Annotated in this window: 7 protein-coding genes; all 7 read right to left on the bottom strand. The window is 71.4% G+C overall.

The genetic code is table 11. From position 1 onward, the window contains the following. Window positions 1-96 precede the first annotated feature (96 nt). The gene (locus ABZ823_RS29195; protein ID WP_361665844.1) at window positions 97-1,164 is read right to left on the bottom strand and encodes a pseudouridine synthase; all 1,068 of its coding nucleotides are present in this window, start codon (window positions 1,162-1,164) and stop codon (window positions 97-99) included. After that, window positions 1,164-1,829: an SMC-Scp complex subunit ScpB gene (gene scpB, locus ABZ823_RS29190; protein ID WP_361665843.1), complete on the bottom strand. Its 666-nt coding sequence runs from the start codon at window positions 1,827-1,829 to the stop codon at window positions 1,164-1,166. Before scpB ends, ABZ823_RS29195 begins: the two co-directional genes overlap by 1 nt. After that, window positions 1,826-3,217 (bottom strand): segregation/condensation protein A, encoded by a 1,392-nt coding sequence (locus tag ABZ823_RS29185; protein ID WP_361665842.1) that lies wholly within the window; start codon window positions 3,215-3,217, stop codon window positions 1,826-1,828. Before ABZ823_RS29185 ends, scpB begins: the two co-directional genes overlap by 4 nt. Before the next feature lie 20 nt (window positions 3,218-3,237). After that, entirely contained in the window at window positions 3,238-3,813 is a 576-nt protein-coding gene (locus ABZ823_RS29180) for a hypothetical protein (protein WP_361665841.1), read from the bottom strand. Continuing rightward, a complete protein-coding gene (locus ABZ823_RS29175; protein ID WP_361665840.1) occupies window positions 3,798-4,973 on the bottom strand; it encodes a ParA family protein in 1,176 nt (391 codons plus the stop codon). The genes ABZ823_RS29180 and ABZ823_RS29175 overlap by 16 nt, the downstream gene beginning before the upstream one ends. Window positions 4,974-5,341: 368 nt before the next feature. Beyond that, the gene (gene ald, locus ABZ823_RS29170) at window positions 5,342-6,466 is read right to left on the bottom strand and encodes an alanine dehydrogenase (RefSeq protein WP_361665839.1); all 1,125 of its coding nucleotides are present in this window, start codon (window positions 6,464-6,466) and stop codon (window positions 5,342-5,344) included. A gap of 136 nt (window positions 6,467-6,602) precedes the next feature. After that, complete coding sequence (locus tag ABZ823_RS29165; protein ID WP_361665838.1) at window positions 6,603-8,672, bottom strand: tetratricopeptide repeat protein; 2,070 nt, start codon at window positions 8,670-8,672, stop codon at window positions 6,603-6,605. Between the last annotated feature and the right edge of the window lie 58 nt (window positions 8,673-8,730).

Genomic DNA, 8,730 nt, shown 5'->3' with positions numbered 1-8,730 from the left:
ATCGACCGCACCACCTACAGAGCCACCATCAGCATCGCCATGCTTACGAACAGCCCTTGACACCCACAGCCCCGCCTTAACTGAACGGCGTTGGCTCTAGAGGTCGACTTCCTTCATCAGCATGCCGACCTCGGTGTTCGACAGACGGCGCAGCCAGCCCGACTTCTGGTCGCCGAGGGTGATCGGCCCGAAGGCGGTGCGCACGAGCTTGTCGACGGGGAAGCCGGCCTCCGCGAGCATGCGGCGCACGATGTGCTTCCGGCCCTCGTGCAGGGTCACCTCCACGAGGTAGTTCTTCCCGGTCTGCTCCACCACCCGGAAGTGGTCGGCGCGCGCGTACCCGTCCTCCAGCTGGATGCCGTCCTTCAGGCGCTTGCCAAGGTCCCGCGGGATCGGGCCCACGATGTGCGCCAGGTAGGTCTTCTTGACGCCGTACTTGGGGTGGGTCAGCCGGTGGGCCAGCTCACCGTGGTTGGTGAGCAGGATGACGCCCTCGGTCTCGGTGTCCAGCCGGCCGACGTGGAAGAGCCTGGTCTCGCGGTTGGTGACGTAGTCCCCGAGGCACTGGCGCCCCTCCGGGTCCTCCATGGTGGAGACGACACCGGCCGGCTTGTTGAGCGAGAAGAACTGGTACGACTGCGTGGCCACGGTCAGCCCGTCGACCCTGATCTCGTCCTTCTCGGGGTCGACCCGCATCCCCTGCTCGGTGACGATCTCGCCGTTGACCTCGACCCGGGCCTGCTCGATCAGCTCCTCGCAGGCCCGCCGGGAGCCGTAGCCGGCGCGCGCGAGAACCTTCTGAAGCCGCTCGCCCTCCTGCTCGGCGCCGGGGAAGGTCTTCGGCAGCTTCACGTCCTTCTTGCCCGCGTACCGCTCGCGGTTGCGCTCCTCGGCGCGTGCCTCGTACTCACGCGAGCGCGCGGGCGCCGTGCGGCCGCCACCACGCTGCTCGGACTGCCTGGGGCCGCCCTTGGCACCGCCGCGCGCGGCGCCGCCGCGCCCGGCCTTGGGGCCGCCCTGGGAGGCGCCGGGGCCCACGTCGTAGCGGCGCTCCTCCGGGCGGGGCTTGCGGGGACGGCCCTGACCCTGCTTCTCGTCCCTGTTGTTGCCGGCCGCGCGCTGGTTGCCGCGCCCGCCGTTCCTGCCGCTGCCGCTGCTTCGCATCAAAGTTCCGTCGTCGTCGTGTTCGTCGTGTGATCGTCGTGTGCGTCCGGAGCATCCGGGTCGAACGACAAAGCGCCCTCCTGGGTCTCGGCCTCGATCGCCTCCGCCTCCGGGAGGAAGGGCGCGAGCTCCGGAAGCTCGTCCAGGCCGCGCAGGCCCATCCGCTCCAGGAAGTAGTTCGTCGTCCTGTACAGGATCGCACCTGTTTCGGGTTCCGTGCCCGCCTCCTCGACCAGACCGCGCTGGAGGAGGGTGCGCATCACGCCGTCGCAGTTGACTCCGCGGACCGCGGAGACGCGGCTGCGGCTGACCGGCTGGCGGTACGCGACCACCGCCAGCGTCTCCAGCGCGGCCTGGGTGAGCCGGGCCTGCTGGCCGTCGAGCACGAAGCGCTCCACGGCGGGCGCGTAGGCGGCCCGGGTGTAGAAGCGCCAGCCGCCCGCCACGAACCGCAGCTCGAACCCTCGGCCCTGCACGGTGTACTCGTCGGCGAGCTCCCGCAGGGCGTCGGCGATCTGCCGCCGGGGCCGCTCCAGGATCTTCGCCAGGTGTTCCTCGGTGGCGGGCTCGTCCACGACCATGAGGACGGCCTCCAGGGCGGGCTTGAGATCGAGTCCGGCCACCGTGCTCAGGCCTGACGGGGTCTCCGCGGTCTCCTCGCTCACGCCTTCTTCTCCTCTTCGGGCTCCTCGGGCGGCCGGTCGAACTCGTCCGTGACCACCGGTGTCTCGTCCCCGTCCCCGCCGGTCCAGCGCACCACCAGCTCACCGAGGGCGGTCTCCTGCTCCAGCGCCACGGCCTTCTCCCGGTACAGCTCCAGCAGCGCGAGGAAGCGCGCGACGACCGTCAGGGTGTCGTCGGTGTCCTCCACGAGCACGCGGAAGCTGACCTCTCCGAGCTCCCGAAGGCGCGCCACGACGATCCCGGCCTGCTCCTGCACACTGACGAGCGGGGCGTGGATGTGGTCGACGTACACCTGGGGCTTGGGCCTGGGCTGCATCGCCTTGACCGCGAGCTTGGCGAACCCCTCGGGCCCGATGCTGATGACCACTTCGGGCAGCAGCTCGGCGTGGTGGGGTTCGAGGCCGACGGTACGGGGATACCGCCGCGCCTCCTCCTCGGTGCGCCCGTTGAAGATCTCGGCGATCTGCTTGTAGGCGCGGTACTGCAGGAGCCGTGCGAACAGCAGGTCCCGGGCTTCGAGCAGTGCGAGATCCGCCTCGTCCTCGACCTCGGCGGTGGGCAGCAGCCGTGCCGCCTTGAGATGGAGCAGGGTCGCGGCGACGACGAGGAACTCGGTCGTCTGATCGAGGTCCCAGTCCGGCCCCATGGCCCGGATGTGCGCCATGAACTCGTCGGTGACCTTGGACAGCGCGACCTCGGTGACGTCGAGCTTGTGCTTGGAGATCAGCTGGAGGAGAAGGTCGAAGGGCCCCTCGAAGTTGGCCAGCCGCACCTTGAAGACACCGTCGGCGGTTTCCGGCCCGGCCACAGCCACCGGGCCCGGAAAGGGCTCCGCCTCGGCGGCGGCTCCCCGGCCCGGCGCGTCGGCCGGGGCGTTCGAGGAGGGCCCTGTCACGGCGACGGAGAGCGCGACGCCGCCGGACGGCCGGGCCGGGAGGCCGAGGCCCGTCTCGGGCCCCTCGGCCGGGTCGGAGGGCTCCCCGGCCGGATCCGGGCCCGGCTCGGGGCCGTCGGGGCTCACGGTGGTCTCGGCGGCCCCTGGGCCGTTCGCGCTCTCGTGTTCGGTCGGCCCGCCACGCGCGGCGTCGTCCTCCCGGGAGGCGGTCACCGGTCCGGTCGCTGCTTCGACGGCCTCCCGGCCCCTCTCGGACTCGCCGGCGACTGCGGGTGGCGCGTTCTCGGACTCGCCGGCGACTGCGGGTGCCGCGTTCTCGGACTCGCCGGCGTCCACAGACCGCGCGTCCGCGTCGTGCGCGGGGGGTCCGGGCCGCTCGGGCAGGGAAGTGCCCGGTCCTCGCCCCAGTGCACGCCGACGGCCGCCTGAGCCGGAGGAACCGGGAGCGGGAGCGGAGCCGTCGTACGAGGTCATAGCCGTCGCAGGCTACCCGCCTACCGCCCCCGCAGCCGACGTACGAGGATGCTCGCGTCCCCTCGGGACTCCAGATCGGCCAGCACCACGGCGACCGCCTCCCGCACGATCCGGCCGCGGTCCACCGCGAGCCCGTGCTCGCCCCGGAGCACGAGTCGCGCGTGCTCGAGGTCCATCAGCTCCTCCGCGGACACATACACGGTGATCTTCTCGTCGTGCCGTTCCCGTCCGCTGGGCCGCCGCCCGGCCGCACGCCCCCGCTTGCGCGGCTGGGCCGCTGCCGCACCGGCAGAACCTTCCTGCGCGGTCTGCCGCCGCGCGGACCGCTCGGCGGTCGCCGAGCGCGAGCGCGACTCCCCGGCCTCCGAGTCCGCGACGTCCGCCGCGACGTGCTCGTCGCCCTCCCCGTCGCCGCCCTGCACGGGCACCGACAGCGGCGCGTCCTCCGCCGCGGCCGTCGCGTCGCTCTCGCCCGCGGGAGCCGGCACCCGGGCCTCGCCGTTGGCCTGGCGCCTGGGGGTGGAGGCCTGGAGCCCCATTCCCCCGGTGGTACGGAACAGTTCGTCGGCCCCCGGCAGACTCACTCGGCGTGACACCGGGCGAGCACCTCCCTGGCGAGCTGGCGATAGGCGGCGGCACCGACGGAGTTGGAGGCGTAGGTGGTGATCGGCTCACCGGCGACCGTGGTCTCCGGGAAGCGCACGGTCCGGCCGATCACGGTGTGGTACACGTGGTCGTCGAACGCCTCGACGACCCGGGCGAGGACCTCACGGCTGTGCACGGTCCGGGAGTCGTACATCGTGGCGAGGATGCCGTCGAGCTCCAGCTCGGGGTTGAGACGCTCCTGGACCTTCTCGATGGTCTCGGTGAGAAGGGCGACACCGCGCAGCGCGAAGAACTCGCACTCGAGCGGCACGATCACCTTGTGCGCGGCGGTGAGCGCGTTGACGGTGAGCAGGCCGAGCGAGGGCTGACAGTCGATCACGATGTAGTCGTAGTCGGCCATCAGGGGCTTCAGGGCCCGCTGGAGCGTCGACTCGCGCGCGACCTCCGACACCAACTGGACCTCGGCCGCCGACAGGTCGATGTTGCTCGGCAGCAGGTCCATGTTCGGGACGGCGGTCTTCAGCAGGACCTCGTCCGCGGACATGCCCCGCTCCATGAGCAGGTTGTAGACGGTGAGGTCGAGCTCCATGGGGTTGACGCCGAGGCCCACGGACAGCGCGCCCTGTGGGTCGAAGTCGACGAGCAGCACCCGGCGCCCGTACTCCGCGAGCGCGGCACCCAGGTTGATGGTCGACGTGGTCTTGCCTACGCCGCCCTTCTGGTTGCACATCGCGATGATCTTCGCGGGACCGTGGTCGGTCAGCGGGCCGGGGATCGGGAAGTACGGCAGCGGGCGACCGGTCGGGCCGATGCGCTCGCGGCGCTGTCGGGCCGCGTCGGGCGCGAGCGTGGCCGCGTACTCGGGGTCGGGCTCGTATTCGGCGTCGGGGTCGTAGAAGTGCCCGTCGGGCAGTTCGTCGTAGTCGGCGAAGTGGTTGTGGACCTCGCCGCTCGGGCCGCCGGCCATGGCGTTCACGTGTGGGCCATCCATGCTCTGGGGTGCTGTCTGAGCCAGGTGGGGGCTCTGGCTCTGGTGGGCTGCGAAGGTACGGACAGCGACGGAGCCGACAGCCTCGAGCCCCGTGGGGCCCGTGCCCCGCACAGGCGTTCCTGGTTGACCACCCCCGGGAGTAAATGTCGACTCATTCACAAGTCGTCTTACCTCCTTGGTGACCAGGAAACTTCTAGATAGGTCAGCGTGGCACCATGCCGACGGTTGGCGACTCTATGGCGTGTCGGCGGTCCGCAGCAACACAATCCGCCGGACCCGGCCCGATGTGTCGGCAATGAAACATCCCGCTGTCAAGGGTGTCCGGGCACCGTTCGCCAGGTTTCACCAGTGTGCGAAACGGTTGAAGAGTTACGTTCGAGGCGAGTTGAACGAGTGTCGCAAAGTGACCATACACACACCCGGCCGGACCTTGTCGGGCAAGGTCCGGCCGGGTGAGCGGTGTTGACGGTGTGTCTTGACCGATCGCCTTGGGGCGCCCGGAAAATCGAACCCGGGCGGGCGCTCGGCTAGTCGAGCAGTGAGGTCAGCTCCACGTGCTCGAGGCCGTGCGCCTCGGCGACCTCCTTGTAAACGACCTTGCCGTCATGGGTGTTGAGGCCCTTGGCCAGCGCGGCGTCACGGCGCAGCGCCTCGACCCAGCCGCGGTTGGCCAGCTCCACGATGTAGGGCAGCGTGGCGTTGGTCAGCGCGTAGGTGGAGGTGTTGGGGACCGCGCCGGGCATGTTGGCGACGCAGTAGAAGACCGACTCGTGAACCCGGAAGGTCGGCTCGGCGTGCGTGGTCGGATGGGAGTCCTCGAAGCAGCCGCCCTGGTCGATCGCAATGTCGACAAGGACACTTCCGGGCTTCATCCGGGACACCAGCTCGTTGGTGACCAGCTTCGGGGCCTTGGCGCCCGGGATGAGGACGGCACCGATGACGAGGTCGGCGTCGAGGCAGGCCTTCTCCAGCTCGAAGGCGTTGGAGACGACGGTCTGGATCTTCGTGCCGAAGATCTTGTCGGCCTCCTTCAGCTTGTTGATGTCCCGGTCGAGCAGGGTCACGTGGAAGCCGAGGCCGATGGCGATCTGCGCGGCGTTCCAGCCGGAGACGCCGCCGCCGATGATGACGGCCTTGCCGGCCGGCACACCCGGGACACCCCCGGGCAGCACACCGCGACCGCCGTTCGCGGCCATCAGGTGGTAGGCGCCGACCTGCGGGGCCAGCCGGCCCGCGACCTCGGACATCGGAGCGAGCAGCGGCAGGGCGCGGTTCGGCAGCTCGACCGTCTCGTACGCGATGGCCGTGGTGCCGGACTCCAGGAGGGCGTCCGTGCACTCCTTGGCGGCGGCCAGGTGCAGATAGGTGAAGAGGATCTGGTCCTTGCGGAGGCGGTGGTACTCCTCCGCGATGGGCTCCTTGACCTTCAGCAGCAGGTCGGCGGCGGCCCAGACCTCGTCGGCGGTCTGGAGGATCTGCGCGCCGGCGGCGATGTACTCGTCGTCCGGGATCGAGGAGCCGACACCGGCGTTCCGCTCGACGACGACCTGGTGGCCGTTGCGCACCAGCTCGTGCACGCCGGCGGGGGTGATGGCCACCCGGAACTCGTTGTTCTTGACCTCGCGGGGGATGCCGACCTTCACGTCGATCACGGTCCTTGGCTCAGGGAATGTGGGGGCATTGCAAGACATACCCGGACCCACACGGGTACACCGGGAGACACCGCAGGAGAACGTGCGGCAGAGCCAGTTTAATGAAGGTGTTCCCGCTGTCTAGCCTTTCATTGCATCAATCTTCACCAGGTGTACTACGGATTTCGCAGGCGTTGGCGTTCTGTTTCCGCGCCGACGGGTCCTCGTGGCGCTCCTCGCCCAGCATGCGCTCCGCCGCGCCGCGGTGCAGACGCGCCGCTGCCGGGTCGCCGAGCCGCTCCAGGGTGTCGGCCAGCCTGAGCCGCAGCGCCGCCAGCAGCCGCGCGTCCTCGGCGCGCCGAGCCCACTCGACCGCCTCCTGGCAGGTGCCCAGCGACTCCTCGTGCCGTCCGGCGTACTCCTGGACGCGGGCCAGCTCGCTCAATGCCCGCGCGTGGGCCGCCACATCGCCGTTCCTGCGGTGTCCCGCGATCGCCGCCCGCCAGTTGCGCTGCGCCTCGCCGTAGCGGCCCGCGTAGGTGTGGACGGTGGCGATGCGTCCGTAGAGCCGGGCGGCGTCCACGCGCTCGTCTCGGGCGAGCCGCTGGGCAAGCGCCCGGCCGTACCAGTCGGCGGCCCGGTCGTAGTCCCCCAGCTCCTGGTGGGCACCGCCTACGGATTCCATCGCCCGGCCCGTCGCATACGGGTCGTTCGCCGCCCGCCCGGCGTCCAGCGCGGCCCGGTAGCGGGCCAGGGCCTTGGCCGTTCGGCCGGTCTGGGCGTCGAGGTCGGCCAGGTTCAGCAGGGCCGCCGCCTGCTCTCGGGGAAGGTCGCGGCGCTCGGCGACATCCAGGACGAGCCGGTGGATGCCGTACAGCTCGGGCGCGACCGCCTGGGTGCCGTAGTGGGCGACCATGGCCCTGACCAGCGCGGCCATCAGACGGCGGGCGAGCGTGTCCAGCTCGCCGTCGGCGACCGCGAGCCGGGCGGCGCCCAGCAGGGCGGGCCGGCGGACGCGCAGCCACTCCTCGGCCGCCCGGGGCGTCGGGAAGCGCAGGGCCCGGGGCAGCCCGGCGAGCTTCTCGCGGGCCTGGGGGCTGTCGGTCTCGGTGATCGCGCGGCAGGACTGAAGCAGCCGTACGGTGCGCTCCAGCATCCGGGCGCGGGCCAGCTGCAACTCGGCCGGGCGATCCTGGCTCTCGGCGAGCGTGCGCAGCAGCGGTTGCAGACAGCCGGGAACCTCGTACTGCGGCAGGGGCCCGTCCACGCCGCGCAGAAAGCCGAGGGCGGTGACCTCGTCGAGGGTGGCGCGGGCGGTCTCCAGCGAGCAGCCGGCCAGCGCGGAGGCGGTGTGCGGGTCGACGAGACCGGCGGGGGCCAGGCAGAGCAGTCGCAGCATCCGCCGGGCGGCGCCGGGCAGGGCCTCGTACGCCAGCCGGAAGACACGGGCGAGCGGCGAGCCCTCCTCGCCGGCGGTGCGAAGCTGCTTGGCGAGATCGGCGACGGCCGCCTTGGGGTGGGCGGCGAGCCAGCCGCCGGCGAGGACGAGCGCGGCGGGCCGGCCCGCGCACTCCTCGACGAGGCCCTCGGCGGCGCTCGGGTCCACCGTGATCCGAACCGAGCCGGTGTACCGGGTGAGCAGTTCCAGGGCCGACTTGGTATCCAGACCGCCGAGGGTGCACGGACGCACGTCGGCGATCCCGGTCAGTGGGCCTCCGGAGACGGCGACGACGAGACACTCAGGTGTGTCCGGCAGCAGCGCGTCGACCTGCTCGGCGGCTACCGCGTCGTCCAGCAGGAGCAGCACCCGGCGGTCCGCGAGGGCCTCGCGCAGCGCCTGGCCCAGCTCGTCCTCGTCGGCGCCGGCCGGGGTCGGCAGGCCGAGACCGGTCAGCAGCTCGCGGGCGGTGCGCTCGGTCGGTACGGGGGTGCCGTCGGGTTCGCTCAGGCGCGCGCGCAGTACGCCGTCCCGGTAACGGTGTGCGACCTGGCGGGCCAGCTCCTCGGCGAGCGAGGTGCGCCCGTAACCGGGGCGTCCCGCGATGAGCAGTACGCGGGCCCGGGGTGCCTTGCGGCCGGAGATCGTATCGAGGCCGGCGCGCTCGATGTCGACGTGGAGTTCCTTCAACTCCCTTGTCCGCCCGAGGAACTGACCTTCCGTGGCGGCTGGACGTCCAGCGTCCTGCGACAGCTCGTTGCCGCCAGCCGCCACCGCCTGATCCGTCACGGGTCACGCTCCCGTCCCACTGCGCACACCGGCCCGCCGGGTCCGGGGGCGGGTCGTT

Source organism: Streptomyces sp. NPDC047079, assembly GCF_040643755.1.
Lineage (GTDB): Bacteria > Actinomycetota > Actinomycetes > Streptomycetales > Streptomycetaceae > Streptomyces.
The sequence above is the reverse complement of the archived record's forward strand: the minus strand, read 5'-3'. Positions and strand labels throughout refer to the sequence as shown.

What these genes read in the sequence shown, in the direction of transcription:
- ABZ823_RS29195 (WP_361665844.1), bottom strand. Translation starts at nt 1,164, where the DNA reads ATGCGAAGCAGCGGCAGCGGCAGGAACGGCGGGCGCGGCAACCAGCGC.
- ABZ823_RS29185 (WP_361665842.1), bottom strand. Translation starts at nt 3,217, where the DNA reads ATGACCTCGTACGACGGCTCCGCTCCCGCTCCCGGTTCCTCCGGCTCA.